Origin of the sequence: Streptomyces sp. NPDC059224 (assembly GCF_042754285.1) — a bacterium.
In the GTDB taxonomy this organism is placed as follows: domain Bacteria; phylum Actinomycetota; class Actinomycetes; order Streptomycetales; family Streptomycetaceae; genus Streptomyces.
Genome location: NZ_JBHZAN010000075.1, coordinates 1 through 26074, shown reverse-complemented (window position 1 = coordinate 26074; position 26074 = coordinate 1). Strand labels below are relative to the sequence as shown.

Annotated in this window: 21 protein-coding genes, 1 rRNA gene, 2 pseudogenes and 1 riboswitch; of the genes and pseudogenes, 14 read left to right on the top strand and 10 right to left on the bottom strand. The window is 70.8% G+C overall.

Annotated features, from left to right (window positions below):
* The 11 genes and pseudogenes from rrf to ACFXI4_RS43700 form a co-directional block, all read left to right on the top strand.
* Positions 1-95: ribosomal RNA gene (gene rrf / locus ACFXI4_RS43750) — 5S ribosomal RNA — on the top strand; the annotation flags it as partial.
* A gap of 112 nt (positions 96-207) precedes the next feature.
* Complete coding sequence (locus ACFXI4_RS43745) at positions 208-816, top strand: CDP-alcohol phosphatidyltransferase family protein (RefSeq protein ID WP_385003038.1); 609 nt, start codon at positions 208-210, stop codon at positions 814-816.
* Positions 817-929: 113 nt separating this feature from the next.
* Positions 930-3425, top strand: a complete 2496-nt coding sequence (locus ACFXI4_RS43740; RefSeq protein ID WP_385003035.1) for a sugar phosphate nucleotidyltransferase — start codon at positions 930-932, stop codon at positions 3423-3425.
* Between the two features lie 106 nt (positions 3426-3531).
* Positions 3532-4443 carry a DUF881 domain-containing protein gene (locus ACFXI4_RS43735; protein ID WP_385003033.1) on the top strand — a complete coding sequence of 304 codons (912 nt, stop codon included), beginning with the start codon at positions 3532-3534 and terminating at the stop codon, positions 4441-4443.
* Positions 4440-4772: a small basic family protein gene (locus tag ACFXI4_RS43730; RefSeq protein ID WP_046727248.1), complete on the top strand. Its 333-nt coding sequence runs from the start codon at positions 4440-4442 to the stop codon at positions 4770-4772. Before ACFXI4_RS43735 ends, ACFXI4_RS43730 begins: the two co-directional genes overlap by 4 nt.
* Before the next feature lie 5 nt (positions 4773-4777).
* Positions 4778-5611: a DUF881 domain-containing protein gene (locus ACFXI4_RS43725; RefSeq protein ID WP_362715858.1), complete on the top strand. Its 834-nt coding sequence runs from the start codon at positions 4778-4780 to the stop codon at positions 5609-5611.
* 193 nt (positions 5612-5804) lie between these two features.
* Positions 5805-6635 carry an FHA domain-containing protein gene (locus tag ACFXI4_RS43720; RefSeq protein ID WP_362715841.1) on the top strand — a complete coding sequence of 277 codons (831 nt, stop codon included), beginning with the start codon at positions 5805-5807 and terminating at the stop codon, positions 6633-6635.
* Between the two features lie 40 nt (positions 6636-6675).
* A complete protein-coding gene (locus ACFXI4_RS43715) occupies positions 6676-7413 on the top strand; it encodes a MerR family transcriptional regulator (protein ID WP_362715845.1) in 738 nt (245 codons plus the stop codon).
* A gap of 91 nt (positions 7414-7504) precedes the next feature.
* Complete coding sequence (locus ACFXI4_RS43710; protein WP_026253112.1) at positions 7505-7978, top strand: bifunctional nuclease family protein; 474 nt, start codon at positions 7505-7507, stop codon at positions 7976-7978.
* Positions 7979-8253: 275 nt separating this feature from the next.
* Positions 8254-8937, top strand: coding sequence for a MerR family transcriptional regulator (locus ACFXI4_RS43705; protein ID WP_385003026.1), 684 nt, complete (start codon positions 8254-8256; stop codon positions 8935-8937).
* Positions 8938-9044: 107 nt separating this feature from the next.
* A pseudogene (locus tag ACFXI4_RS43700) lies at positions 9045-10586 on the top strand (DNA polymerase IV).
* Here the strand turns inward: ACFXI4_RS43700 and ACFXI4_RS43695 are convergent.
* Entirely contained in the window at positions 10496-10879 is a 384-nt protein-coding gene (locus tag ACFXI4_RS43695; protein ID WP_362715851.1) for a PRC-barrel domain-containing protein, read from the bottom strand. The pseudogene ACFXI4_RS43700 and the gene ACFXI4_RS43695 overlap by 91 nt on opposite strands.
* Positions 10880-10993: 114 nt before the next feature.
* Positions 10994-11088, top strand: a riboswitch (glycine riboswitch).
* A 174-nt stretch (positions 11089-11262) separates the two neighbouring features.
* On the opposite strand from ACFXI4_RS43695, the gene gcvP reads away from it, so the two are divergent.
* The gene (gene gcvP / locus ACFXI4_RS43690; RefSeq protein ID WP_385003023.1) at positions 11263-14148 is read left to right on the top strand and encodes an aminomethyl-transferring glycine dehydrogenase; all 2886 of its coding nucleotides are present in this window, start codon (positions 11263-11265) and stop codon (positions 14146-14148) included.
* A gap of 76 nt (positions 14149-14224) precedes the next feature.
* Here gcvP and ACFXI4_RS43685 read toward each other — a convergent pair whose 3' ends face one another.
* From ACFXI4_RS43685 to modA, 3 genes are read right to left on the bottom strand one after another with little or no spacing between them, the layout of a single operon-like run.
* Positions 14225-15358, bottom strand: a complete 1134-nt coding sequence (locus ACFXI4_RS43685; RefSeq protein WP_385003020.1) for an ABC transporter ATP-binding protein — start codon at positions 15356-15358, stop codon at positions 14225-14227.
* Positions 15355-16203, bottom strand: coding sequence for a molybdate ABC transporter permease subunit (modB, locus tag ACFXI4_RS43680; protein WP_385003017.1), 849 nt, complete (start codon positions 16201-16203; stop codon positions 15355-15357). Before modB ends, ACFXI4_RS43685 begins: the two co-directional genes overlap by 4 nt.
* Positions 16200-17027 (bottom strand): molybdate ABC transporter substrate-binding protein, encoded by an 828-nt coding sequence (gene modA, locus ACFXI4_RS43675; RefSeq protein WP_385003014.1) that lies wholly within the window; start codon positions 17025-17027, stop codon positions 16200-16202. Before modA ends, modB begins: the two co-directional genes overlap by 4 nt.
* Before the next feature lie 228 nt (positions 17028-17255).
* On the opposite strand from modA, the pseudogene ACFXI4_RS43670 reads away from it, so the two are divergent.
* A pseudogene (locus ACFXI4_RS43670) lies at positions 17256-17456 on the top strand (hypothetical protein); the annotation flags it as partial.
* Positions 17457-17846: 390 nt separating this feature from the next.
* Here ACFXI4_RS43670 and ACFXI4_RS43665 read toward each other — a convergent pair.
* Positions 17847-18242, bottom strand: coding sequence for a molybdopterin-binding protein (locus ACFXI4_RS43665; protein ID WP_385003011.1), 396 nt, complete (start codon positions 18240-18242; stop codon positions 17847-17849).
* An 84-nt stretch (positions 18243-18326) separates the two neighbouring features.
* Here ACFXI4_RS43665 and ACFXI4_RS43660 point away from each other — a divergent pair, with 84 nt between their 5' ends.
* The gene (locus ACFXI4_RS43660) at positions 18327-18926 is read left to right on the top strand and encodes a DUF6461 domain-containing protein (protein WP_385003008.1); all 600 of its coding nucleotides are present in this window, start codon (positions 18327-18329) and stop codon (positions 18924-18926) included.
* Between the two features lie 24 nt (positions 18927-18950).
* On the opposite strand, the gene ACFXI4_RS43655 is transcribed toward ACFXI4_RS43660, so the two are convergent.
* From ACFXI4_RS43655 to kdpB, 5 genes are all read right to left on the bottom strand, one after another.
* Positions 18951-19472 carry a hypothetical protein gene (locus tag ACFXI4_RS43655; RefSeq protein ID WP_385003006.1) on the bottom strand — a complete coding sequence of 174 codons (522 nt, stop codon included), beginning with the start codon at positions 19470-19472 and terminating at the stop codon, positions 18951-18953.
* Positions 19473-19585: 113 nt separating this feature from the next.
* Complete coding sequence (locus tag ACFXI4_RS43650) at positions 19586-21541, bottom strand: APC family permease (protein WP_385003003.1); 1956 nt, start codon at positions 21539-21541, stop codon at positions 19586-19588.
* 168 nt (positions 21542-21709) lie between these two features.
* Positions 21710-22141, bottom strand: coding sequence for a hypothetical protein (locus tag ACFXI4_RS43645; protein ID WP_385003000.1), 432 nt, complete (start codon positions 22139-22141; stop codon positions 21710-21712).
* 453 nt (positions 22142-22594) lie between these two features.
* A complete protein-coding gene (locus ACFXI4_RS43640; RefSeq protein WP_385002997.1) occupies positions 22595-23407 on the bottom strand; it encodes an SDR family NAD(P)-dependent oxidoreductase in 813 nt (270 codons plus the stop codon).
* A 359-nt stretch (positions 23408-23766) separates the two neighbouring features.
* On the bottom strand, positions 23767-25920 hold the full coding sequence (kdpB, locus tag ACFXI4_RS43635) for a potassium-transporting ATPase subunit KdpB (protein ID WP_385002994.1): 2154 nt from the start codon (positions 25918-25920) through the stop codon (positions 23767-23769).
* Between the last annotated feature and the right edge of the window lie 154 nt (positions 25921-26074).

Genomic DNA, 26074 nt, shown 5'->3' with positions numbered 1-26074 from the left:
AAACGCCCGGTTACATTCCGAACCCGGAAGCTAAGCCTCACAGCGCCGATGGTACTGCAGGGGGGACCCTGTGGGAGAGTAGGACACCGCCGAACTCCTTTTAGAGCTCTGGCTCTTGGGCATCAAGCCCAAGAGCCAGAGCTTTTTTGCGTTGAGGTAAGGTCAGGGGGCAAAGTTGGCTCGTTTCCCATCACAGGAGGCCCCCGGGTGGAGGTCCAGGAGACCCGTGTCCAGACGAACCGGGTCCTCACCATCCCGAACATCCTCAGCATGGCGCGTCTCGTCGGCGTACCCGTCTTCCTGTGGTTGATCCTCAGGCCCGAGTTCGGCGGGCCCAAGAGCGACGGCTGGGCGCTGCTGGTGCTCGCCTTCAGCGGCATCAGTGACTACCTGGACGGCAAGCTCGCCCGGCGCTGGAACCAGATCAGCAGCCTCGGCCGGCTCCTGGACCCCGCCGCGGACCGGCTGTACATCCTGTCGACGCTTGTCGGACTCACCTGGCGCGAGATCCTGCCGTTCTGGTTGACGGCCGCGCTCCTGCTGCGTGAACTGGTGCTGCTGGTGATGGTGGGGATCCTCCGGCGGCACGGCTATCCGCCACCGCAGGTGAACTTCCTTGGCAAGGCTGCCACGTTCAATCTGATGTACGCGTTCCCGCTCCTGCTGCTGAGTGACGGAAGCGGCTGGATCTCGTCACTCGCTGCTATTTTCGGATGGGCGTTCGCCGGATGGGGTACAACGCTCTATTGGTGGGCAGGAGTGCTCTACGTGGTGCAGGTCCGTCGTCTGGTTCGTGCGGACGCCACAGCCGATTGAGCTCGGCGATTGTCCGGACGCAGTGGCCTTCGATGGCCCCCGGCGGAAAAGTGCGGGACAATCTGGACGGGTGAAGTCGGCTAGACCGTCATCTAAAGGAGGACGCTTCCGACATGAAGGCCGTCGTGATGGCCGGTGGCGAAGGTACACGCCTTCGCCCTATGACCTCTAGCATGCCCAAGCCGCTCCTTCCGGTGGTGAACCGCCCGATCATGGAGCATGTGCTTCGGCTGCTCAAAAGGCATGGGCTCACCGAGACCGTTGTCACCGTGCAGTTCCTGGCATCGCTGGTCAAGAACTACTTCGGTGACGGCGAAGAGCTCGGCATGGAGCTCACCTATGCCAATGAGGAGAAGCCACTCGGTACCGCCGGAAGCGTCAAGAACGCCGAAGAGGCGTTGAAGGACGATGCTTTCCTCGTCATCTCCGGCGATGCGCTGACCGACTTCGACCTCACTGAACTCATCAACTTCCACAAGGCGAAGGGCGCTCTTGTCACGGTCTGCCTGACCCGGGTGCCCAATCCGCTGGAATTCGGCATCACCATCGTCGACGAAGAGGGGAAGGTCGAGCGGTTCCTCGAGAAGCCGACCTGGGGGCAGGTCTTCTCCGACACGGTGAACACGGGCATCTACGTCATGGAGCCCGAGGTTTTCGACTATGTCGAGGCCGACGTTCCGGTCGACTGGTCCGGCGATGTCTTCCCGCAGCTGATGAAGGAAGGCAAGCCGGTCTACGGCTATATCGCCGAGGGTTACTGGGAGGACGTAGGCACGCACGAGTCGTACGTGAAGGCGCAGGCCGACGTCCTGGAGGGCAAGGTCGACGTCGACATCGACGGCTTCGAGATATCGCCGGGCGTCTGGGTGGCCGAGGGTGCCGAGGTGCATGCCGAAGCCGAACTGCGCGGACCGCTGTACATCGGTGACTACGCCAAGGTCGAGGCCGGCGCGGAAATCCGCGAGCACACCGTCGTCGGATCCAACGTCGTCGTGAAGAGCGGTGCCTTCCTGCACCGGGCCGTCGTCCACGACAACGTCTACGTCGGGCAGCACAGCAATCTGCGGGGTTGTGTCGTCGGGAAGAACACCGACATCATGCGCGCAGCGCGGATCGAGGACGGGGCGGTCATCGGTGACGAGTGTCTGATCGGTGAAGAATCGATCGTGCAGGGCAACGTCCGGGTCTATCCGTTCAAGACCATCGAGGCCGGCGCGTTCGTCAACACGTCCGTGATCTGGGAGTCCCGCGGGCAGGCGCATCTCTTCGGCGCCCGCGGTGTCTCCGGAATCCTGAACGTGGAGATCACTCCGGAACTGGCCGTACGGCTCGCCGGCGCCTACGCGACCACCCTGAAGAAGGGCTCCACGGTCACCACCGCCCGTGACCACTCCCGGGGTGCCCGTGCGCTCAAGCGGGCGGTCATCTCCGCCCTCCAGGCCAGCGCCATCGACGTACGCGACCTGGAGAACGTGCCTCTGCCGGTGGCACGGCAGCAGACCGCGCGGGGCAGCGCGGGCGGCATCATGATCCGGACCTCGCCCGGGGTGCCCGACTCCGTCGACATCATGTTCTTCGACGGGCAGGGCGCGGACCTCTCGCAGGCCAGCCAGCGCAAGCTGGACCGGATCTTCGCGCGGCAGGAGTACCGGCGCGCGTTCCCCGGTGAGATCGGCGACCTGTACTTCCCGGCCAGCGTCTTCGACTCGTACACGGGTTCGCTGCTGCGCAACGTCGACACGACGGGGATCGCCGAGGCCGGCCTGAAGGTCGTGGTGGACGCCTCCAACGGCAGTGCCGGGCTCGTGCTGCCCAGTCTGCTCGGGAAGCTCGGAGTGGACTCGCTGACCGTCAACCCCGGTCTCAACGAGGCCAAGCCGACGGAGACGGCGGATCAGCGGCGGTCGGGGCTGGTACGCCTCGGCGAGATCGTGGCGTCCTCCGGAGCCGCGTTCGGCGTGCGGTTCGACCCGGTGGGTGAGCGGCTGTCCCTGGTGGACGAGAAGGGCCGCATCATCGAGGACGACCGGGCGCTGCTGGTGATGCTCGACCTGGTCGCCGCCGAGCGGCGTAGCGGCCGTGTGGCGCTTCCGGTCACCACGACCCGGATCGCCGAGCAGGTGGCCGCGTACCACGGCACCCAGGTCGAGTGGACGACCACCTCGCCCGACGACCTCACGCGCGTGGGGCGTGAGGAAGGCAGCATCTTCGGCGGTGACGGCAAGGGCGGATTCATCGTCCCCGAGTTCAGCAGTGTCTACGACGGCACGGCGGCGTTCGTGCGCCTGATCGGTCTGGTGGCACGCACCCAGCTCACGCTCAGCCAGATCGACGCCCGGATCCCGCGGGCGCATGTCCTCAAGCGTGACCTGGCGACCCCGTGGGCTGTCAAGGGCCTGGTCATGCGGCGTGTCGTCGAGGCGGCCGGTGATCGTTTCGTGGACACGACCGATGGAGTACGGGTCGTGGAGACCGACGGTCGCTGGGTGATGGTGCTGCCCGACCCGGCCGAGGCGGTCACCCATCTGTGGGCCGAGGGACCCGACGACGCCTCCGCACAGGCCCTGTTGGACGAATGGTCCGCGATCGTGGACAGTGCCGGACGGTAGACGCACCGCACGCGCGCGTGCCGGACAAGTGTCCCCGAGGGGGCCTGTCCGGCACGCCGGTGGGGCCATTCGGAGGTACCGGTCGCAACGTGCGACGATGTGCGGCATGCCGCAGCAACCCCCCGTTCGGAGCAGCGCCACCCGGCCGCAGCGTCCGGACGCCTCCATGTCGTTGATCACCAACGTCATGGACCACAGCCTCGACGACGGGTACGCCGAGGCGGCGGCCCGCAAAAGGGCGCAGGGGCAGGGCGGCGGCATGCCGAAGACCCTGCGGGCCAGGCTGGGCCTGGCTGGCGGTCTGGTGCTCGCGGCCCTGGTGGTGACCGTGGGCGCGGCGCAGGCGCGGGTGACCGCACCGGTCGTGGCCAAGGAGCGGCAGGAGCTCATCGACCGCATCGACCGCGAGACGGCGGCCGCGGACAAGCTCGAGAGCAGTGTCGACGAGCTGCGTGACGACGTCAGCGCCCGTCAGCGGGCGGCGCTGAAGGAGAGCGGCGGCAGCGGGCAGGCGGACCTGATGGGCGTCCTGTCGGGCGCCACGGCGGTGCACGGCCCCGGCGTGAAGCTGAGCGTGAACGACGCCAAGGCGGCGTCCGCGGGCGGTGACGCCGGCAACCCGCGGGAGACCTCAGGCTTCTCGGACACCGGACGGGTGCGGGACCACGACATGCAGCGCGTGGTCAACGGGTTGTGGGCCTCGGGAGCCGAGGCGATCTCCATCAACGGACAGCGGCTGACCGCGCTGTCCGCGATCAGGGCCGCGGGAGACGCGATACTGGTCGACAACAGGCCGCTGGTTCCGCCGTACACGGTGCTGGCGGTGGGGGACGGGGAGAGGCTCAGCTCCAGGTTCCAGGACAGCCCCGACGGGCTGTATCTGCATGCGCTGGAGGAGAACTTCGACATCCGGGCGACGATCTCCACGGAGAGTGACGTCCGGCTGCCCGCCGCACCCAGCGTGATCGTACGTACGGCCCAGCCGTACACCGAGAAGACGGAGAAGGGCACATCGTGATCGCCGTACTTGGCCTCGTCGTGGGCGTCGTGGCCGGACTGCTGGTCCGTCCGGAGGTTCCGGCGGTCGTCGAGCCGTATCTGCCGATCGCCGTCGTCGCGGCGCTCGACGCCGTCTTCGGCGGTCTGCGGGCCATGCTGGACGGGATCTTCGACGACAAGGTCTTCGTGGTGTCGTTCCTGTCCAACGTGGTGGTGGCCGCGTTGATCGTGTTCCTGGGTGACAAGTTGGGCGTGGGCTCGCAGCTGTCCACGGGCGTCGTCGTGGTCCTCGGTATCCGTATCTTCTCCAACGCCGCGGCGATCCGACGGCATGTCTTCCGGGCGTGAGCGGCATGAGCGAGCACGAGAAGCAGCCGGAGCACCGGTTGCGCAAGGAACTGCCGGCCGAGGTACCCGCCACGGCGCCCGAGCCGGGACCCGCCGCCGAGCCCGAGCCGGAGACCGGGCCGAGCGGCCGCCGGCGGCTGGTCGAGGGGTTGTGGCCGCCGCGGGTCAGCCGGGCCCAATTGATCGTCGCCGTGCTGCTGTTCGGGCTCGGATTCGGCCTCGCCGTGCAGGTGGCGTCGAACAGTGACAGTGACAGCGCGCTGCGTGGGGCCCGCCAGGAGGATCTTGTCCGCATCCTCGATGAACTGGACGACCGTACTCAGCGTCTTGAGGACGAGAGGACAGGACTCGAAAAGCAGCGTCAGGAGTTGCAGAGCAGCTCCGACCAGGCGGCGGAGGCCCGCAAGCAGACGGCCGAGAAGGAGAGGCAACTCGGCATTCTGGCGGGCACCGTGGCGGCGCAGGGTCCTGGCATCACGATGACGGTCGACGACCCGAAGGGAACGGTGCAGGCGGACATGCTGCTCGACGCGATCCAGGAGCTGCGCGCGGCCGGCGCTGAGGCGATCCAGGTCAACGGGGTGCGCGTGATCTCCGGTACCTACCTCAGCGACTCGGGGAAGAGCGTGAGCGTCGACGGGAACAAGATCACCCAGCCTTACGTTTTCAGGGTGATCGGCAAGCCGCAGGACCTCGAACCGGCTCTCAACATCCCCGGAGGCGTGGTGCAGACCCTGGAGAAGGAGCAGGCGACGGTTACCGTCGAACGATCGACCAAGATCGTCGTGGATGCCTTGCGACCGGCGAAGCAGCCTGACTACGCTCGGTCGACCCCATAGTGAACCGGTGGTGCATGCGGGACATCCGGCGAGGGCATGAGGATGCGGGGGGTCGGCGCACCGGGGAGCCGGTGCGTGGTGGAAACTGTCTGGTGGATACGGACGTTGTGTGGTTGTCCGGGTCGGCCGGTTTATTCAGTCAGGGTTCGTCCTGCCCCACGGGCGGGTCTGTTTCGGTCAAGGGGAATCGCCCGTGAAGTTGTTTTCGAAGTTGTTCGGCAAGAGCGCGCGAGAGGGCAGCGACAACGCGACCGCTCGCCATCGCGCACAGCCCGACGCGGACGGTCAGCGCCCGCTGTTCCGGGACCAGGTGGCTGGTCCGGGGGGTGACATTTCGGGAGGTCAGGGCGCGCCGTCAGTTGACCCGTCCCAGTCCGGCGGCATAGGTTTCGGGCAACCGTCAACCTCAGGTGCGGGTGGAGGGTTTACCTCCGGCCCGTACGCGTCCAACGCCCCGGCGGGGCAGCCGCGGCAGGAGGATCCGTCCATGTCGGCCCTGGTTTGTACGAGGTGCGGTAACCGCAACGCGGAGAACGCCCGCTTCTGTTCCAACTGCGGTGCCCCGCTGCGCGCGGGCGCCGTCCCCGAGCGGGCGTCCGAGACGACGTCCACGATCTCGATCTCCGGCCTGGAGGCCTACGACGCCGAGGTCACCGGCCAGACCCAGGCGCCGGCGCTCTCGCCCGAGGCCCAGGCGGCCGTCGACGCGCTGCCGCTGGGCTCCGCGCTGCTGGTCGTGCGCCGCGGCCCGAACTCGGGCAGCCGCTTCCTGCTGGACAGCGACCTGACCACGGCCGGCCGTCATCCGCAGAGCGACATCTTCCTGGACGACGTGACGGTCTCGCGCCGCCATGTGGAGTTCCGCCGCCAGCCGGACGGCTCGTTCACGGTGGCCGACGTGGGCAGCCTGAACGGCACGTACGTCAACCGGGAGCGCATCGACCAGGTCGCTCTGTCGAACGGTGACGAGGTCCAGATCGGCAAGTACCGGCTGGTCTTCTACGCGAGCCGGCAGGGCATCTGACCCTCCGGCCCTCGTGCCGGGACCCCAGGGAAGAAGGTCCATGCTGCACACGCCGAGCGGCGGTACCGGTCACGGCACCGCCGCCACGGAATCCGGGCTGATGAGCATCGGCACGGTGCTGAACGTGCTGCGCGACGAGTTCCCCGAAGTGACCATCTCCAAGATCCGTTTTCTGGAGTCGGAGGGGCTCATCGAGCCCCGCCGGACTCCGTCCGGGTACCGCAAGTTCAGTGGCGGGGACGTGGAGCGTCTCGGACACGTCCTGAGGATGCAGCGGGACCACTACCTGCCGCTGAAGGTCATCCGCGAGTACCTGGACGCCATGGAGCGCGGTGAGGCCGTACAGCTGCCCGTGCTGGGGCGGCAGCGGGACGGCGAGGCGGTCCCGGTGGTGCCCGAGGTGCCCACGGTGGCGCGGATCGGGCGGGACGAGCTGCTCGCGGCCGCCGAGATCGACGAGAACCGCCTGGCGGAGTGGGAGTCGTACGGGCTGCTCACTCCCCTGGAGGACGGCGTGTACGACTCCGAGGCGGTCACCGTGGCCGCGCTCGTGACGGAGCTGGGCAGGTTCGGGATCGAACCGCGTCATCTGCGGGTGATGAAGGCCGCCGCGGACCGTGAGGCGGGCCTGGTGGACCAGGTGGTGGCCCCGCTCAGGCGGCACCGCAACCCGCAGACCCGGGCCCACGCAGAGGCCCGTACGAAGGAGCTGGCGGCGCTCACGGTGAAGCTGCACGCCGCACTGGTGCAGAGCGCCCTCGGGGTGCGGCTGCCGTGACCATCGTGACAGGACCCGGGCGGAGGCCGGATCGGGCGCGCGTTCCGGGCCCGACTACCCAAACGTCCCGGGCACGGCCTAGGGTTGCTGTGTGAACGAGCTCGATGTCGTAGGTGTCCGGGTGGAAATGCCCTCCAACCAACCGATCGTGCTCCTGCGCGAAGTGGGAGGCGACCGTTACCTCCCTATCTGGATCGGTCCGGGGGAGGCGACGGCGATCGCGTTCGCCCAGCAGGGCATGGCTCCTGCACGACCGCTGACCCACGACCTGTTCAAGGACGTGCTGGAGGCCGTCGGCCAGGAGCTCACCGAAGTGCGCATCACGGACCTGCGTGAGGGGGTCTTCTACGCGGAGCTGGTGTTCGCCAGCGGTGTCGAGGTGAGCGCTCGTCCGTCCGACGCCATAGCGCTGGCGCTGCGCACCGGAACGCCGATCTACGGGAGCGACACGGTGCTGGACGACGCTGGCATCGCGATCCCTGACGAGCAGGAGGACGAGGTGGAGAAGTTCCGCGAGTTCCTCGACCAGATCTCGCCCGAGGACTTCGGCACCAGCAGTCAGTGAGGGACGGGAGCCGGCCGGCGCTTCAGCCGCTCACCGGAAGGCCGCGACGGGCCGGTTCACGGCTCGTCAGGGGCGGAACTCACTGGCGATTGCCGGCGGCCACTGAGAGCGTCCTACGCCTTCCCGCCAGAGCATTCGGCTAGCCTTTCCCCGCGGTGGGGCACGGGAAACCACTCCTAGGGTGATTATCACTCGGCGTGCCGAGTGTGGCGATCGTTGACGCGCCCCTGGTGACTGCCTACCGTCGAGAAGGCAGGTCAAGGACGGAGGTCGGCGTGAGAAGCAGCGGCGACGGTATGGCTGGGGGTGCCCCGGGACGCGGTCTCGGGGAGAGCGGTCCGTACCCGCCCCCGGGCTCTCGACTCCGTCCGGGTTGGGGGGACCCCCAGCACGGCAGCGCCGGCGGTCACGCCGCGCAGCGGCCGGCGGCGGTGCCGAGCGGCGAAGGGGTGGCGTCCATGACGACCGAGGAGATCGGCTATCGGGGGCCCACCGCCTGCGCGGCGGCCGGCATCACCTACCGGCAGCTCGACTACTGGGCCCGCACCGGCCTGGTCGAGCCCAGCGTGCGGCCCGCCTACGGATCGGGCACCCAGCGCCTCTACAGCTTCCGTGACGTCGTCGTCCTGAAGATCGTCAAGCGGTTCCTGGACACCGGAGTGTCCCTCCAGAACATCCGCACCACCGTCCAGCACCTGAGGGAACGCGGTTTCCGCGACCTGGAGCGGATGACCCTCATGAGCGACGGCGCCACGGTCTACGAGTGCACCTCGCCCGACGAGGTCCACGCGCTGCTCCAGGGCGGGCAGGGCGTCTTCGGGATCGCGGTCGGCGTGGTCTGGCGGGACGTGGAGAGCGCGCTCTCCCAGCTGCACGGCGAGCGCGTCGACACCGGTGAGACCCTCGTCGGGCACAACCCCGCCGACGAGCTGGCCCGGCGCCGCAACAAGGCGGTCTGAGGCGCCAAGGCGCTGAGGCTCCCCCCATGGCCTCCTGAGCCCTCTGTGACACCCTGGCGCGGTTCCGTGCCGGGGTGTTGTCAGTGGTGTGGTGCAGCATCGGAGATGTGAGAAACGCGCCCACGATCCTGCATCTCGACATGGATGCCTTCTACGCCTCGGTGGAGCAGGCATCCAAGCCGAGCCTGCGGGGGAAGGCCGTGGTCGTGGGCGGCCTCGGACCGCGTGGCGTGGTGGCCACCGCCTCGTACGAGGCCCGGGTGTTCGGGGTGCACTCCGCGATGCCGATGGCGCAGGCACGCAGGCTGGCGCCGAACGCCGCCTACCTCGTGCCGCGCTTCGGGCTGTACCGGTCGATCAGCGAGCAGGTGATGGCGCTGCTGCACGAGCTGTCGCCGCTGGTGGAGCCGCTGAGCCTGGACGAGGCGTTCGTGGACCTGGAGGCGGGTGAGGTGGCCTGGGACGCGGGGTCGGCGCGCCTGGTGGGGGAGAAGCTGCGCGCGGACATCCGAAGCGCCACAGGGGTCTCCGGGTCGGTCGGGCTCGCCGCCTCGAAGATGCTCGCGAAGATCGCCTCCGAGCAGGCCAAACCGGACGGGCTGGTGCTGATCGCACCGGGCACCGAGCGGGCGATGCTCGGGCCGATGCCGGTGCGGACCCTGCCGGGCGTGGGGCCGGCGACCGGGGACCATCTGCGGCGGGCCGGGATCACCACGGTCGACGAGATCGCCGAGGCGGGCGAGGACGAACTGGTTCGGCTGCTCGGCAAGGCCCACGGGCACGCGTTGCACGCGATGGCGCTGGCGCAGGACGAACGGCCCGTGGTCGCCGAGCGGGAGGCCAAGTCGGTGTCCGTCGAGGACACCTACGACGTGGACATCCACGACCGGATGCGGGTGGGGATGGAGGTACGGCGGCTGGCCGACCGGTGCGTGCGCAGACTGCGCGGGGCCGGGCTGTCGGGGCGGACCATCGTGCTGAAGGTACGCAGGTACGACTTCTCGACGCTCACCCGGTCGGAGACGCTCCGGGGGCCGACCGACGACCCGGCGGTGGTGCGGGAGGCGGCCGCGCGGCTGCTGGACTCGGTGGACACGACGGGGGGTGTGCGGCTGCTGGGCGTCGGGGTGACGGGGCTCGCCGACTACACCCAGGAGGATCTGTTCGCTCAGGCGGCGGCGGGGGAGGGGGCGGGGGAGTCCGCGACGGCGGAGGAGGAGGCGGCGGAGCCGGTCGCCGAGCAGCAGCCGGCCGCCGAGCGGCGGTGGCCGGCGGGGCACGACGTGCGGCATGCCGAGTACGGGCACGGATGGGTGCAGGGGAGCGGGCTGGGGAGGGTGACGGTGCGGTTCGAGACGCCGGGGGCGGTGGAGCCGGGGCGGGTGCGGACGTTTCGTGTCGACGACCCGGAGCTGGAACCGGCGGAGCCGTTGCCGCTGGTGTCGGGGCGACCGGGTGACGGGGTGGCGGCAGGCGGTGTGTGCGGGCGGGTGGGGGGCTGATCGCGCAGTTCCCCGCGCCCATTGCGGGGCGTTGCGGGCGGCGCCCCGCCGCCCGGTCAGGTGCCCGGGTCCTCCGTGCCCGCCAGCTTGCCGAAGTGGTGGTCCGGCTCGTCGGGGGGCGGGGCGGCCGTCGTGTCCAGGCCGTAGTGGTGGTAGAGCTGGAGCTCCTGCTCGGGGGAGAGGTGGCGGCCCACCCCGAAGTCCGGGGCGTCCTTGATCAGGGCGCGGTCGAAGGGGACCTTGAGGGTGCCCTCGACCAGTTCGCTCGGCTCCAGGGGCACGAAGGCGTCCCGCGAGAACAGGCCGGTGCGTATGGCCGCCCACTCCGGCACCCCGGTCGCGTCGTCGAGGTAGACCTCGTCGATCGTGCCGATCTTCGTGCCGTTGCGGTCGAACGCCTTGCGGCCGATCAGGTTGCGCGGATCGATGTCGGTCTGCACGGGCCCTCCACTAGGTCGCAACTCATCCGTAAGCACTACAAAAGAGCACATTGAAGGAGGCGGCCACTCGAAGACCCGTGCGTTGCCCTCGCTGGTAGGCTGGCAAGCGGCTGCTGACCCCGCGCGGGAGAGTCCTCCGGACAGACCGGAGGCGCCGAAGGAGCAAATCCTCCCCGGAATCTCTCAGGCTCACGTACCGCACGGACGAGGTCACTCTGGAAAGCAGGGCGGGCGTCGACGGCGTCCGCTCTCACCGACGGTGAAAGCCGGATCCCCTGGGCGTCCGGCGAAGCTCTCAGGTTGAGATGACAGAGGGGGAGGCCGTCGGGGTGCCCGTGCCGGGGTACCCCTCGAAGGTCGCGTCAGACCAGGAGGCCTCCGCAATGACCGCCCAGCGCGTTCCGCTTTCCGAGCTCGAGCAGGGAATCCCCTTCGAGCAGCGCCATATCGGACCCGATCACGAGGCCCGGGCCAAGATGCTCGCCCAGGTCGGTTACGGCTCACTCGACGAGCTGACCGCCGCCGCCGTGCCGGACGTCATCAAGAACGCCGACACCCTGGAACTGCCGGGCGCGCGCACCGAGGCCGAGGTGCTGGCCGAGCTGCGGTCGCTGGCCGACCGCAACCAGGTGCTCGACTCCATGATCGGACTGGGCTACTACGGCACCTTCACGCCGCCCGTCATCCTGCGCAACGTGATGGAGAACCCGGCCTGGTACACGGCCTACACGCCGTACCAGCCGGAGATCTCCCAGGGCCGGCTGGAGGCGCTGCTGAACTTCCAGACCGTGGTCGCCGACCTCACCGGACTGCCCACCTCCGGTGCCTCGCTGCTCGACGAGGGCACCGCCGCCGCCGAGGCCGTGGCCCTGTCGCTGCGCATGGGCAAGAACAAGAAGGGTGTCTTCGTCATCGACGCGGACGCCCTGCCGCAGACCATCGCCGTGATCGAGACCCGGGCCGAACCGACCGGGGTCGAGATCGTCGTCGCCGACCTCAGCGACGGAATCCCGGCCGACCTCGCCGCACGCGAGATCAACGGCGTGCTCGTCCAGTACCCCGGCGCCTCCGGTGCCGTACGCGACATCAGGCCGCTCATCGAGCAGGCGCACGGGCTGGGCGCGCTGGTCACCGTCGCCGCCGACCTGCTCGCGCTGACCCTGCTGACCTCGCCGGGCGAGCTGGGCGCCGACATCGCCGTCGGAACGACCCAGCGCTTCGGTGTGCCGATGGGCTTCGGCGGGCCGCACGCCGGCTACATGGCGGTACGCGAGAAGTTCGCGCGCAGCCTGCCCGGCCGGCTCGTGGGTGTCTCCGTGGACGCCGACGGGCACCGGGCCTACCGGCTCGCGCTGCAGACGCGTGAACAGCACATCCGCCGTGAGAAGGCCACCAGCAACATCTGCACCGCACAGGTGCTGCTCGCCGTGATGGCCGGCATGTACGCCGTCTACCACGGGCCCGAGGGGCTGCGGGCCATCGCGCAGCGGACCCACCGCTATGCCACGATCCTCGCCGCGGGCCTCAGGGCCGGCGGGGTCGAGATCGTGCACGGTGCCTACTTCGACACCCTCACCGCACGCGTGCCCGGCAAGGCCGCCGAGGTCGTCGCGGCCGCCCGCCAGGGCGGCGTGAACCTGCGGCTGGTGGACGCCGACCACGTCTCCATGGCCTGCGACGAGACCACCACGCGGGCCCAGCTGGGTGCCGTGTGGGCGGCTTTCGGGGTCGGAGGCGACGTCGAGGCGCTGGACGAGGCCGCCGCGGACACGCTGCCCGAGGCGCTGCTGCGCGAGGACGGCTACCTGGGCCACCCGGTCTTCCACGAGCACCGCTCCGAGACCGCGATGCTGCGCTACCTGCGCCGCCTCGCCGACCGGGACTACGCGCTGGACCGGGGCATGATCCCGCTGGGCTCCTGCACCATGAAGCTCAACGCGACCACCGAGATGGAGCCGGTCACCTGGCCCGAGTTCGGCCAGCTGCACCCCTTCGCGCCCGCCGAGCAGGCACAGGGCTATCTGACGCTCATCCGTGAGCTGGAGGAGCGGCTCGCCGAGGTCACCGGCTACGACAAGGTGTCGCTGCAGCCCAACGCCGGGTCGCAGGGCGAGCTGGCCGGACTGCTCGCCGTACGGGCCTACCACCGCGCCAACGGCGACGAGCAGCGCACCGTGTGCCTGATCCCCTCCTCGGCGCACGGCACCAACGCCGCCAGCGCCGTCATGGCCGGCATGAAGGTCGTCGTCGTGAAGACCGCCGAGGACGGCGAGGTCGACGTCGAGGACCTGCGGGCGAAGATCGAGCTCCACCGTGACCAGCTCGCCGTGCTGATGATCACGTACCCGTCCACGCACGGCGTGTTCGAGGAGCACGTCGCGGACATCTGCGGTCAGGTGCACGAGGCCGGCGGCCAGGTGTACGTCGACGGTGCCAACCTCAACGCCCTGGTCGGGGTCGCCAAGCCCGGCCACTTCGGCGGCGACGTCTCGCACCTCAACCTGCACAAGACCTTCTGCATCCCGCACGGCGGCGGCGGCCCCGGCGTCGGCCCGGTGGCCGTACGGGCCCACCTGGCGCCGTACCTGCCGAACCACCCGCTCCAGCCGGCCGCGGGCCCGGCGACCGGTGTCGGGCCGATCTCGGCCGCGCCGTGGGGCTCCGCCGGAATCCTGCCGATCTCGTGGGCGTACGTCCGGCTGATGGGCGGCGAGGGGCTCAAGCGCGCCACCCAGGTGGCCGTACTCAGCGCCAACTATGTCGCCAAGCGGCTGGAGCCGCACTTCCCCGTGCTCTACACCGGCCCCGGCGGGCTGGTGGCGCACGAGTGCATCATCGACCTGCGGCCGCTGACCAAGGCGACCGGGGTGAGCGTCGACGACGTCGCCAAGCGGCTCATCGACTACGGGTTCCACGCGCCGACGATGTCCTTCCCGGTGGCCGGCACGCTGATGATCGAGCCGACCGAGTCCGAGGACCTGGGCGAGCTGGACCGGTTCTGCGCCGCGATGATCGCGATTCGGGCGGAGATCGACAAGGTCGGGGCGGGGGAGTGGCCCGCCGAGGACAACCCGCTGCGGGGTGCCCCGCACACGGCCGCCGCCCTCGGCGGGGAGTGGGAGCACGCCTACACGCGGGCCGAGGCCGTCTTCCCGGCCGGGGTGTCCGCCGCCGACAAGTACTGGCCGCCGGTACGCCGGATCGACCAGGCGTTCGGCGACCGCAACCTGGTGTGCTCCTGCCCGCCGCTGGACGCGTACGAGGACTGATCCGCGGTGTCCGCGGTGGTGCGGTAGTACGGATGTGACAGAGGCCCCGCTCCGGCGGGGCCTCTCGCATGGGGCGCTACGCCGGGTACGCGTGGGTCTGTGTCGCTTTCACCGTCGCCCACACCGGAGTGCCCGGGTGCAGGTCCAGTTCGGCGGCGGCGACCGCGGTGAGGTCGGCGACGAGGGCGAGGCCGCCGGTCAGGTCGGCTCGGATCCGGTCCCCGTGGATCTCCAGGCCGGCGACCTCGCAGCGCCAGACGTTGCGGGCGCTGGCCCCCTTGGGGCGGTCCCGGAACAGGGTGACCGCGCTCGGCGGGAACGCGACGAACACGTCGCCGGTGAGGTGCTCCGTGGTGGCGATGGCGGAGCCGGTCTCCAGCCTGACCAGATGGCCCCCGGCCGCGGCCTCGGCCCGGCCGCGGTAGAGGTTGAGGCCGACCAGGTGCGCGATGTAGTCGGTGCGCGGGTGGCGGGCGATGTCCGCGGGGGTGCCCTGCTGGACGATCGAGCCGTGCTCGATGACGATCAGACGGTCGGCCAGCACCATGGCGTCCAGCGGGTCGTGGGTGACCAGAACCGCCACGGCCTCGAACTCCGCGAGATGGCGGCGGAGTTGGGAACGGACGTCCAGGCGTGTGCGGGCGTCCAGGGCGGCGAGGGGTTCGTCCAGGAGCAGCAGGCGGGGGTGGGTGGCCAGCGCCCGGGCCAGCGCGACACGCTGGGCCTGCCCGCCGGACAGCCGGCGGGGTTTGGCGCCGGCGTGGTCCGCGAGGCCCATGCGGTCCAGCCAGGCGGCCGCCCGGACGCGGGCCTCGGCCTTGCTCGCGCCGTGGCAGCGCGGACCGAAGGCGACGTTGTCGAGGGCCGTGAGGTGGGGGAAGAGGAGATAGTCCTGGAAGACGACGCCCACCGGACGGGATTCGGGGGGTGTGCGGTCCAACTCCGTCCCGTCCAGGCGGAGATGGCCGGCGGTGAGCGGGGTGAGGCCGGCCAGGGCGCGCAGGGCGGTGGTCTTGCCGGCACCGTTGGGGCCGAGGAGGGCGACGACCTCGCCGGGGGCGGCGGTGAGGGTGATGTCGAGATGGAAGGCGCGGCGGGTGACGACGAGGCGGGCGTCGAGGCCGGCAGGGCCGTGCGGGTGCGACGGCGGGTGCGCGGAGGTTGCCCGGCCTTCGGCGGCGGCGGGTGGTGTGGGGTCGGGGGTGGTCATGAGGCGGTCATCCAGCGGTCGCGGAGGCCTGCCAGTACCGCGATCGAGACCGCGAGCAGGACCAGGCTGAGGGCGATCGCCGCGTCGGGGTCGTTCTGGAGGGCCAGGTAGACCGCCAGTGGCATGGTCTGGGTGCGGCCCGGGAAGTTGCCGGCGAACGTGATCGTCGCACCGAACTCGCCGAGCGCGCGGGCCCAGGCCAGTACCGAGCCGGCCGCGATGCCGGGGGCGACGAGGGGGAGCGTGACCCTGCGGAACGCCGTGAAACGGGACGCGCCCAGGGTCGTCGCCGCCTCCTCGAAACGCGGGTCCGCGGCCCGCAGCGTGCCCTCGACGCTGATCACCAGGAAGGGCATGGCCACGAAGGACTCGGCGATCACGACGGCGGTCGTCGTGAACGGCAGCGTGATCCCGAACCAGGAGTCCAGCCACTGGCCGACGACCCCGTTGCGGCCCAGGGCCAGGAGCAGGGCCACACCGCCGACGACCGGGGGGAGGACCAGGGGAAGTGTGACCAGTGCTCGTACCAGGCCCCGGCCCGGGAACTCGGTACGGGCCAGCAGCCAGGCCAGCGGGACCCCGAACACCAGGCTCACGGCCGTCGCCGCGGTCGCGCTGAGCAGCGAGAGCTGGAGGGCCTGCCACACCTCCGTGCTGGTCAGCAGCGAGGGCAGGCTGCCCCAGGGGGCGCGCAGGAGCAGGGCGAGCAGGGGCAGCAGGAGGAAGACCAGAGCTACCGCTCCGGGGAGGAGGAGCGGTAGCGGCACACCCGACCGGATGCGCCGGCGCCGTGGGCCGCCCGTGACGGCGACGGCTCCGGCGCCCGGCTCGTCGGCCTTCGTCACGGCTTGAGGAACCCGGCCTGGTTCAGGACCTGCTGGCCCTCGGCGGACTGCACCAGTGCGATGAACGCCTTGGCCACCGTCGGGTTGGGGGCGTCCTTCAGCAGGGCGATCGGGTAGTCGTTGACGGCGTCGGCGGACTCGGGGAACTCGACGCCCTCCACCTTGTCGCCCGCGGCCTTCACATCGGTCTTGTAGACGACCGCGGCGTCGGCCTCCTTGAGGACCACCTTGTTGAGGGCGGACTTCACGTCCTCCTCGTAGGAGACCGGGGTCAGCTTCAGCTTGCTGGCGTCCAGCGCCTTCCGGGCGGCGGCGCCGCACGGCACCGTCCGGTCGCAGAGGACCACCTTCAGCGAGGACTTGGTGAGGTCCTTGAGCGAGGCGACCTTGTCGGGGTTGCCCGGCAGGGTGGCGATCTCCAGCTGGTTGCGGACGAAGGTGGCCGGTGTGGTGGCGGTGTCCTTCTTGTCCGTGACGATCGCCATCGTCTTGGGGCTGGCCGCGGCGAAGACGTCGGCGGGCGCCCCGCTGGTGATCTGCGCGGCCAGGGTGTCACTGCCGCCGAAACTGAAGTCGACCCTCGTACCCGGGTGGGCCTTCTCGAAGTCCGCCTTCAGCGTCGTGAAGCTCTCCTTGAGGGAGGCCGCCGCGAACACGGTGATCGAACCCGACAGCTTCGGCGAGGCCGACGCGGAGGTGTCCGACCTCGCCTTGGCGGACGAGTCGTCGTCGGAGGAGGAGCAGGCGCTCAGGGCCAGCAGGGCCGCCACCGAGGCACCGGCCACCCGGAGGGTCTGCCGGGTCCGGCGCGCGGAACGGGTCATCACGAGTGAACTCCTCTGAATCCGGATGAAACAAGCTGTCGCGCCCTGGTGCGACCTGTCTGTCAGCCGCCACTCGATGATACTGCCGCACTTGCCAGCTGTAAGTCTGCTGTCGCATCGCATGAGCTGCACACATATGACTTGAGCCTGGCATGTGCGTTTGTACGGAGGTGTGCGGCGTGCACCTCTTCCACGAGGAGGCCGCCCATGACGCTCGCCGAACTCGACCTCACCGGCGCCGACGGGCACCTCGCCCTGCTCTCCTGGGCGGAGACCGCCCCGGACTTCCCGCACGCCCCTGTCCCCTTCGCCGTCAGCATCGACGGCACCCCGCTGGACCTGGCGGGCCCTCAACCGTTCCTGCCGCAGGACCGCTGCGGGGCCCGCCGCATCAGCGGCCTCACGGCGATCCGGGTGGACGGCTCGTACGGCGTCCGGCGTCCGGTGCCCGCCCCCCGGTCACGCGTCGGCGCCGGCTCCGTGAACCGCACACGCTCGCGTCCCGCAGCGCGTTGGCCGGCGCCGGTGCGACCGGGTTGGACGGGCTCTCGCCTGGCGTCGGCGGTCTCCATGAAGTGCACCTCGGTGCGCGGGATGCCGGCGTGCCGCGGGAGCCGGTAGCGGCGGATTGCCGCCGTCTCGACCGCGCCGCGCGCGTCCGCCGGACGTTCTCGAAATCCGTGGCGCCGAGCGCCCGCGCGACCCCGCCCTCCGCCAGGCCCCGGCACCGCAGCGGGTGGAGCACTTCCCGGGGCGCGACCCGTCCCGGCTGAGCGGCCGGCCGGACCTGTGGGCGGCGTTCATGTGCCGACGACGGTGTCAGACGCGGTCGATGTGGACGTTGGTCGACTTCACCCGGGCGGTGGCCTCCATGCCCACCTCCAGGCCCAGTTCCTCGACGGCCTCGCGGGTCAGCAGGGAGACCAGGCGGTGCGGGCCGGCCTGGATCTCGACCTGGGCGGCGACGTCACCGAGCTTGATCGCGGTCACGATGCCGGGGAAGGCGTTGCGGACCGAGGTGGTGGAGGCGTCCTCCTCGACCGCGCCCGCCCTGGCCAGTTCGACGGAGAACGCGGCGAGGTCCTTGCCGTCGATGAGCCGTCGGCCGCCCTCGTCGCGGTGGGTGGTCATCCGGCCGGCGTCGGCCCAGCGACGGGCGGTGTCCGGGCTGACGCCGAGCAGCCGCGCCGCCTGGCCGATCGTGTAGGACTGCATGGGGTCACGATAGGGCCGGCCGGCGGGGCCCGCGGACCCGGTGTCCTCGGCGGCCGGCCGGCCGCGTGTGGGAGCATCCGCCGTATGACGACCACTGGAGCGAGCCGCGGCCTGGATCTGTTCAGGCACGGGGACATCCCCATCTACACACTGACCTTCGTGCGGGACGTGCCCCCCGCCGAACTGCTGACCCGTATGGGGGTGGACCCGGAGACCCTCGCGCTGCGCGGCGGCGGCGCCGCCGATCTCGCGGACGGGCTGGGTGACGACCTCTACGACGGGGACGAACCGGTCGTCACGACCGGTGTCGACGGCTCCTGGACGTGGGCCTGGGAACTGGGCGGTCTGCACGGACTCGACGAACGGGTCGTCGGTGCCGTCTCGGCGGGGACCGAGGCCGTCGTGCTCCACTACAACGAGAAGCCGATGCACTGGTTCAAGTACGCGGTCGGCGGCGACGTCGTCGTGGACTTCCACACCCTGCACGCGATCGATCCGATCGGGCACGACCCGGCGCGGCTCGACGACACCATGCGGCCGCTGGGGCTGGTGCGGGGCGAGGTGGCGCCGCCGCACAGTGCGCTCGCGCTGCTGGAGAACGCCTTCGGCATCGGCCTGACCGACCCGACCAGCGCCGACGACCAGCGCTGGAGCGGCAGGCTGCGCGCCCTGCCGGAGGAGTGACCGGCCCGGCGGCCCCTGCGGCGGTCAGGTCAGGCCGGACGCCTTGAGGACCGCGAGCGTGGTGGTGTCGTCGATCTCGTGGCCGAGCCGTGCGAGCACCTCGGTGCCCCGGCGCAGGGTGCCGCGGTCCAGGGAACGGCGCACGCCGGTGTCCAGTTCGTGCCAGAGCAGCGGATTGGCGTGCAGGACGTTCGGGTCGAGCTCCAGCCGGTTGCCGGCGGTGTCGCGCAGCACCAGGTGGGCGGAGACGTCGCCGTACTGGGCGACGTAGACCAGGGAGTCGGTACGGACGGTACGCCGGCGCACCGGCCCGCGTGCGGCCATCCAGCCGGGACCCGCCGTGACCCGGGCCGGCAGCAGCATGGCGAGGACGGCGGCGGCCATCGCGGCCCACAGCAGTGCGCGGGCCGGGGTCAGGGTGCCGGCGTCCCAGTCCACCAGGAGCGTCAGGCCGCCGAAGCCGAGGGCACAGCCGGCGGCCAGGCGTGCGCTGCCGGGCCAGGTGCGGTCACCGGCCGCCCGGCCCTTGCGTCTTGTGTCCTCCATGGGGCCGACGGTAGGGGCCGCCGGGCTGCCGGAGCCGGTGGCTGACGGGGTTCTTATGCCTACCCGGCGGTTATTGACGGGATCCTTACGACCGCCGCCCGTACCGGCCCGGCTCAGCCCGTGTGGACGCGTGGCCGCCGGGCGCGGTCCGGCTCCGCCTCGCGCAGCACCTCCCGGGTGACCGGGGCGACCTCGCCCTGACCGAACAGGAAGAAGCGCAGGAAGTTGGCGAACGGACCGCCCTCGGTCCACTCGAAGTAGATGTGCGGGATGCAGCCGGTCTCGTCACGGACGTGCAGCAGCAGCGCCGCCAGGGCGTTGGGGATGGAGGCCGACTCCAGGGTCAGGACCCGGTAGCGGTTGTGCAGGACCTCGCCCCGCACGGTCAGGCCCGCCTCGAACTCGGAGGGGTCGGTGACCGTGACCTCGACGAAGACGAAGTCCTCCTGCTCGGGCATGTCGTTGTCGGCCCGGATCTGCTCGACCTTGTCGCGGTACTCGGCCTTGTCGCGGACGTCCGGCTCATTGGCGATGAACCGCATCTTGCGGCTGGCCATGTCCCTGATGAACCGTTCCGCCATGTCGTCGAGCGTCACACTCGTCACGCGCAGCTCGAAGGCGCGGGCCAGCCGGGACAGCAGCGAGACCAGGATGATGCCGACGATGAAGCAGGCACCGATCTTCACACCGTCCGGGCGCTCGATGACGTTCACGACCGTCGTGTACAGGAACACCGCCGAGATGACCGCGAAGGCGACGGTCCAGTTGCGCTGCCGGGCCTTGCGGGCGGCGATGGTCACCGCGATCGCCGCGGAGCTGATCAGCACCAGCACACCGGTGGCGTAGGCGCCGCCCTGCGCGTCCACGTCGGCGTCGAAGATCCAGGTGACCAGGAAGGCGATCAGGGTGAAGACGATGACCATCGGGCGCACGGCACGCGCCCAGTGCGGTGCCATGCCGTAGCGAGGCAGGTAGCGCGGCATCAGGTTGAGCAGGCCGGCCATCGCGGAGGCGCCGGCGAACCACAGGATGCAGATGGTCGAGACGTCGTAGACGGTGCCGAAGGCGTTGCCGAGGTACTCGTGCGCCAGGTAGGCGAGGGCACGGCCGTTGGCGTCGCCGCCGGACTTGAACTCCTTCTCCGGGATCAGCAGGGTGGTGATGAAGCTGGTCGCGATCAGGAAGCAGCTCATTATCAGGGCGGCTGTGGTGAGCAGCTTCCTGGTGTCCCGGATCCGGCCGGTGGGCCGCTCCTCGGTGTCGCCCGCGTCGCCCTGGACGTGCGGCATGACCGCGACGCCGGTCTCGAAGCCGGACAGGCCGAGCGCCAGCTTGGGGAAGACGATCAGGGCCACGCCGATCATGACGAAGACATTGCCGTGTTCCGTGGTGAGGGCGCTGGTCCAGTCGGTGATCACGTGCTCGGCGGTGATGACGTGGTAGATGCCGACGATCACGACGACGACGTTCAGCGCGAGGTAGATGCCGACCAGGGCGACCGCGACGCCGATGGCCTCCAGGAAGCCCTTGAGGAAGACCGCGCCGAGCAGCGCCACCAGGATCAGCGTGATGATCATCTGCTTGCCCTGGAGGAAGTCCGTCAGATGCGGGTTCTCGACCAGGTGGGTGGAGGCGTCGGCGGCCGACAGGGTGATGGTGATCAGGAAGTCGGTGGCCGCGAAGCCCAGCAGGGTGAGCACGAAGAGCTTGCCCTGCCAGAAGGAGAGCAGGCGCTCCAGCATGGCGATGGAGCCCTCGCCGTGCGGGCTCTCCGCGGCCACGCGCCGGTAGACCGGCAGCGCGCCCGCCAGGGTGACGATGACCAGCACGATGGTCGCGATCGGCGACAGCAGCCCGGCCGCGAGGGCCGCGATGCCCGGCTGGTAACCGAGGGTCGAGAAGTAGTCCACACCGGTCAGGCACATCACCCGCCACCAGCGCTGGCCCTTGTGCGCGGCCTCGGGGTGCGCGTGGGGCCCGGTGTGGCCGCCGCTCTTGCCCATGTCGGACAGCCCCTCCAGCATCCAGGCGCGCAGGCGACCCGGAGGGGGGTGTTCGGTCGTGGCCATCGGTCGGGCTCCTGGTGTCCGGCGCGCTGAGTGCGGGGCAGTTCGATTCCGGCCATCACGCGGACGGCCGCACCAGCGTATGCAGAGAGTGACGCGTGGGCCCACGGATCAGCGGGCGCCGGGCGTCAAGCTTGCGTTAAGAATCGCCTGGCAGGAGGTGTCGGAGCGTCAAGAAAGAGCGGCACGCAGGCCACGAGGAGACGTTCGGCTGTACGGGGGACGGCGGGCGGGTGCGCGGGTCGGACACCGAGTGTCATGCCGTACGGCGCCCTGCCGTACGCCCTCTCGGGCGCCCCACCGTTCGCGTACGGCAGGGCTGCCGGCGGTGTGGCGCACGTACTCGCGGACCAGGCGGAACCCAGCGGTCCAGGCCAGGAGGCGGCCGGCACGGTCGTGGAGCGGACAGTTCCCGGCGGGGACATCACCGCGCGCGGTGATGTCGGCGCACAAGGACTGGTCGGTACGGCTGGTCGCCGCCCAGGCATGCCCGGAGGCGGCCAGGCCCCGCGGGTCGCCCCGGCCGGCGGAGAGCCGGGAGTCGTCCGGGCCGAGGCCGAGCACGGCGTCCGTGTCGGCCGGCTCCAGGCGCCGTATCGTCACGTCCCCGGAACGGCGGACGCGGCGGCTCGGCCTGGAGGGTCCAGATCATCCGGTCCTGGGGAGTGAGGCGCTCGAAGGCGGCCCCGAGCGCGGGCAGGAAGCCGGCGGGAGCGCCCATCCGAGGCCGGCCAGGATGCCAGGGCCTCGGGCGTCAGTGCGTCCGCGGCTCCGCGCAGGGCGACGTGCCCGGCGCACGACGCGGCGATCAACGCGGATGAGTGGAGCGGTCGGCCACCACCGGCCGACGCCGGTGGCGAGCTCGATCACGGGGTGTTCATGCCAGTTCATCCTGGTTTGCCGGGTGCGGGGCGGGGCGGTCGACCTGCCCCCGTCGGGCTTCGGGAGCGCCCCGGCCCTGACCGGCCTTCGCGTCGCGGTCGGCCTTCTCCTGGGGGTGTCGCCCCAGCGGCTCGCGCGGACGTGGGTTTCAACTCCGTTCCATGGAGCGGACGTTCAGGCGGTGCGTCCCACCAGCAGGTCGGCGAGCCTGGTGAGCCGCCTGACCGTGCGGTCCTCCGTCGCGGCGGGGGCCGGTTCGACGCGGGCGTCCCGGTCGTAGTAGGCGCCGTTGACGATCTCGACGGACGGGTCGCAGAGGCGGGCCACGTGTGCGGCACCCTCGGCGGCCGAGGCGCCCTCATGCGCGTAGAGCGGGAGCAGAGCGGTCTCGCAGGCGCCCGGGTGCACGGAGACAGCGGTGACGCGCGGGTCGGCCGCGAACACGGTGAGCGCCAGCTGGGACTGGGCGTAGGCGGCGAGCCGGGAGTAGCGGCGGGTCCGGTTGGGGTCGGACCACTGGATGGACGCCGTGCGGTGCAGGGCGGAGGAGACGTTGACCACCCGGCCGCCGGGCTCGCTGGTGAGGGCCGGCTCCAGCAGGCAGGTGAGCAGGTAGTGGGCGAGGAAGTTGATCTGGAAGGCGATCTCGTTGCCGTCGGCGGTCACCGTGTGCCGCTCGGGTGCGGCGATGCCCGCGTTGTTGACGAGGACGTCCAGGTGCGGGTGCTCGGTGGCCACCTTGTGGGCGAGGCTCTCCACCTCGTCGAGACGCGCGAAGTCGGCGGCGTAGGTGCACAGCCGGTCGGCGTCGATCCCGGCGGCGGTTGCGATGAGCCGGTCCGCGGCGGCGCGCGCCTCTTCCGCGCTGCGGCCGTGCAGCAGCACGGTGGCGCCCCGCTCGGCGAGCAGCCGGGCGGTCTCCAGGCCGATGCCGGAGGTGGCGCCGGTGACGAGAACGGTGCGGGATGAAAGGGCTGAGTCGGACATGGTCCCATCCGGGGGTGCGGGCACGCGGCACGGTCCCCGAAGGGGCCGCGGCAGGCGGGCGGGGTAAAGGTAAGGAGGGGGCGCCGGACCGGGTCAGGTCCCTCGGCGAGAGGGCGAGGGCCGGCGCCCCGTGAGGTGCGGAAGCCGCCTCAGCGGGACCCGAGGGCTTCCGGGCAGCGCGGCTGACGACGGGACGGCCGAGCGGTACTCGGCGGCCGGTCGAAGAGGAGCCAGGCGCTGTTCACGGGTTCCATGCAAGCGGTTCGGGGCACCCCGGACAACCCGGAGTGCCTTTCTCTGACACGCCTCTGACGTGCGCATACGCGTCTTTGACGGGCCGTTCGGCCGAACGGGTGGGGTCAGCCCAGGCCGGGCACCGCCGAGATCACCAGGTCGATCAGCTTGATGCCCGCGAACGGCAGCACCAGCCCGCCGAGCCCGTACAGGAGCAGATTTCGGCGCAGCAGGTCGTGCGCCGACGAGGGCGTGTAGCGGACGCCGCGCAGCGCGAGCGGGATCAGGGCCACGATGATCAGTGCGTTGAAGATGATCGCCGAGGTGATCGCGGAGGTGGGGCTGTGCAGGCCCATCACGTTGAGAGACGTCAGACCGGGGTACGCGCCCGCGAACATCGCCGGGATGATCGCGAAATACTTCGCCACGTCGTTGGTGATGGAGAACGTGGTCAACGCGCCCCGAGTGATGAGGAGTTGCTTGCCGATCTCGACGATGTCGATGAGCTTGGTCGGGTCGGAGTCGAGGTCGACCATGTTGCCGGCCTCCTTCGCGGCCGACGTGCCCGTGTTCATCGCCACGCCGACGTCCGCCTGCGCGAGCGCGGGGGCGTCGTTGGTGCCGTCACCGGTCATCGCGACCAGCTTGCCGCCCGCCTGCTCCTTCTTGATCAGGGCGAGCTTGTCCTCGGGAGTGGCCTCGGCGAGGAAGTCGTCGACGCCCGCCTCCTCGGCGATCGCGCGGGCGGTGACCGGATTGTCCCCGGTGATCATGACCGTGCGGATGCCCATCCGGCGAAGCTCGGCGAAACGCCGCCGGATGCCGTCCTTCACGACGTCCTTGAGGTGGATCAGGCCGAGCACGCGCGGGCCGTCCCAGTCGTGCACCGCCACCAGCAGCGGAGTACCGCCGGACGCGGCCACCGTGTCGGCGAACATCCGTGCCTCGGACGGGACATGGCCACCGTACATCTCCACCCAGGCGATCACCTGCTGGGCCGCGCCCTTGCGGATCGAGCAGACCGCGCCGTTGTCCCAGCGCAGGTCGACGCCACTCATCCGGGTCTGGGCGCTGAAGGCGACCCAGCGGCCGTTCGCCACCTCTTCCCGGCCGGGAGCACGCAGTCCGTGCAGCTTCTTCGCGAGGACGACGACGGAGCGGCCCTCGGGTGTCTCGTCGGCCAGCGAGGACAGCTGTGCCGCGTCCGCGAGCTGCCGTTCGTCCACACCGGGCAGCGGCACGAAGGCGACGGCCCCGCGGTTGCCGAGGGTGATGGTGCCGGTCTTGTCCAGCAGGAGCGTGCCCACGTCACCGGCCGCCTCCACGGCCCGCCCCGACATGGCGAGGACGTTGCGCTGCACCAGCCGGTCCATGCCCGCGATGCCGATCGCCGACAGCAGCGCGCCGATGGTCGTCGGGATGAGGGTGACGAGGAGAGCGACCAGGACGGTCGTCGACTGGGCCGCGTCGGCGTATTCGGCCATTGGCTGGAGGGCGACCACGACCAGCAGGAAGATGATCGTGAGTGACGCCAGGAGGATGTTCAGGGCGATCTCGTTCGGTGTCTTCTGCCGGGAGGCGCCCTCGACCAGTGCGATCATCCGGTCCAGGAAGCTGTGCCCGGGTCGCGCGCTCACCCGGACGACGATCCGGTCCGACAGAACGGTCGTACCGCCCGTGACCCCGCTGCGGTCACCGCCCGATTCGCGGATCACCGGCGCCGACTCGCCCGTCACCGCCGACTCGTCGACGGCCGCGACCCCGTCGACGACATCGCCGTCCGCCGGGATCAGCTCGCCGGCCGTGACGACCACGAAGTCCAGCGGCTTCAGGTCGGTCGCGGCGACGGCCTCGGTGCGGGCGCTGCCCGCGTCCGTGCCGTAGCGCCAGTCGAGGAGCCTTACCGCCACCGTGTCGGTGCGGGCCCTGCGCAGGGACGCGGCCTGGGCCTTGCCGCGGCCCTCGGCGACCGCCTCGGCCAGGTTGGCGAAGACCACGGTCAGCCACAGCCAGAAGCTGATCACCCAGGTGAAGAGGGCCGGGTGCAGCAGCCCGGACAGGGAGGTCAGGGCGGCTCCCACCGAGACCACGAACAGGACCGGGTTCCTGACCAGGTCCCGCGGGTGCAGTTTGCGCAGCGCGTCGGGGAAGGAGCGGACGAGCCGGCCGGGTTCGAAGAACCCGCTCCGGGTCCGGCGCCGCATGCCTCCCTTCGGCCGCGGGCGGGACGGACGCGGGGCACGGGACGGCGGGGCCTGCTCGGGAGCGGCGCGCAACATGAGGACCTTCGTGGGACGACAGCGGGGTGGTGGGCGGCGAGGACCGTGCGGTGGCGGGGCCCCGGCCCCCCACCGCGGGGGCGCGGTCGCCCACGGGGCGCCGGGGGGGGGTGGTTGGCGGCGCCCCGGGCGCTGTACCGGGCCCCGCCCCCCC